Origin of the sequence: Alteromonas sp. AO-Serp (assembly GCF_017849675.1) — a bacterium.
GTDB classification, from domain to species: domain Bacteria; phylum Pseudomonadota; class Gammaproteobacteria; order Enterobacterales; family Alteromonadaceae; genus Alteromonas; species Alteromonas macleodii.
Window position 1 is genome coordinate 1 of record NZ_JAFLMX010000162.1, and the last position, 1,975, is coordinate 1,975.

The 1,975-nt window shown below is 46.4% G+C and carries 2 protein-coding genes; one reads left to right on the forward strand and one right to left on the reverse strand.

Annotated elements, in window-relative coordinates:
* A partial coding sequence (locus QVA83_RS11465; RefSeq protein ID WP_287498477.1) for a P-loop NTPase occupies nucleotides 1-730 on the reverse strand: 730 nt, incomplete at its 3' end.
* Nucleotides 731-838: 108 nt separating this feature from the next.
* On the opposite strand from QVA83_RS11465, the gene metG reads away from it, so the two are divergent.
* Nucleotides 839-1,975 (forward strand): methionine--tRNA ligase (metG, locus tag QVA83_RS11470; RefSeq protein ID WP_287498478.1); only part of this gene is annotated, 1,137 nt, incomplete at its 3' end.

Below are 1,975 nucleotides of genomic sequence, written 5' to 3' on the forward strand. Positions count from 1 at the left end.
GTGCTAAGTCCTGCGGCGTTGTAACTACCACTGAAGCAGTCAACGGTACTTGTTGCGCCATCGTCAGTTGGATATCGCCTGTTCCTGGTGGCATGTCTACAATCAAGTAGTCCAGCACAGGCCATAGGGTTTCATCTAATAATTGCTTTAACGCTCTGCTTGCCATGGGTCCGCGCCATACGGCCGCGTCTTCTTGAGGCACTAAGTAACCAATGGAATTCGCCACCAGCCCATGTGCTATTAGCGGCTGCATGTGCTTATTATCTTCACTTTCAGGGTGAGCATCGGGGTTGCCCAACATAATGGGAATAGACGGCCCATAAATATCGGCATCTAAAATCCCAACTTTCGCGCCTTCCTGCATAAGTGCAAACGCTAAATTAATGCTGGTTGTCGATTTACCTACGCCCCCCTTGCCTGAAGCCACTGCTATGATGTTTTTAATGTTGGTGACCGGCGCTACTTCTGTTTCTCCACTTGCTACGTTATGTTTAAACGTAAGCTGGTCATCGTCAAGCTTCCCTTTAAGTTGGTTAAGCACTTCTTGTTTAAGCGGGTCTAGCTGTGTAGCAATACAGAACGGCAAGGTAACTGTTACACCGGCATCTTCATTTTCTGGCTGGCTAAAAGCACACCATGGCAAGGTATCTTCAACATCTAACGAAAAATACTTGGCCAAAATTACAGCAACTTTTTGAGTTGCCGGCTCTGCTTTGCGAGAAAAGAACATAAAATGCCTTACTAGTAGTAGAATTGTGTGAATTACGTAATGCAAAAAACGCGGTTTTCCGCTAGTATTTGCAGCCATTTTGAAACGCAAAGAATCAATAACGTCATTATGTCAGAAAAACGCCGAATTCTGGTAACCAGTGCGTTGCCATACGCAAATGGCTCTATTCACTTAGGTCATTTGCTAGAACACATTCAAACCGACATCTGGACTCGTTTTCAGCGCCTTCGCGGAAACGAATGTTACAGTGTTTGCGCCGACGATGCACACGGTACGCCGGTTATGCTTAAAGCCCAAGAGCTTGGCATTACACCAGAAGAAATGGTGGCAAGAACGCGTGCTGAACATCACCAAGACCTTGTTGATTTTCACGTTGATTACGACAACTACTATGTAACCCATTCGCCAGAAAACAAGGCGCTGTGTGAAGAAATTTACACCCGTTTAGATAATGCGGGCTACATCAGTAAACGCACTATTAATCAACTGTTCGACCCTGAAAAAGAAATGTTCTTGCCGGATCGTTTCGTTAAGGGTACCTGCCCTAGCTGTGGCGCAGAAGATCAAAACGGCGACAGCTGTGACGTATGTGGCGCAACGTATAGCCCAACAGAAGTAAAGAACCCGCGCAGCGTTGTATCGGGTGCTACACCAGTACTGCGTGAGTCTGAGCACTTCTTCTTTGACCTGCCAAAATTTGAAGGCATGTTAAAAGAGTGGATCCGCTCAGGTGCCCTGCAGGAAGAAATGGCGAACAAACTACAGGAGTGGTTCACTGAAGGTCTTCAACAGTGGGACATTAGCCGTGATGCGCCTTACTTCGGCTTTGAAATTCCAGGTGCGCCGAACAAGTTCTTCTACGTGTGGGTAGATGCACCTGTTGGCTACATGGCTAGTTTCAAAAACTTCTGCGATCAAAATAACTTGGAGTTCGATGACTTCTGGAAAGCAGACTCAGAGGCTGAGCTTTATCACTTTATTGGTAAAGATATTACCTACTTCCACAGCCTGTTCAGGCCTGCGATGCTAGAAGGAGCGGGATACCGAAAGCCTACTGGCGTAAATATTCACGGTTTCGTAACGGTGAACGGCGCGAAAATGTCAAAGTCGCGCGGTACTTTTATTAAAGGCCGTACTTACCTTGACCATCTGAACCCAGAATATCTGCGTTACTACTTTGCGTCTAAGTTAGGCGACGGTGTTACCGACATCGACCTTAACTTTACTGACTTCGCACAAAAAGTG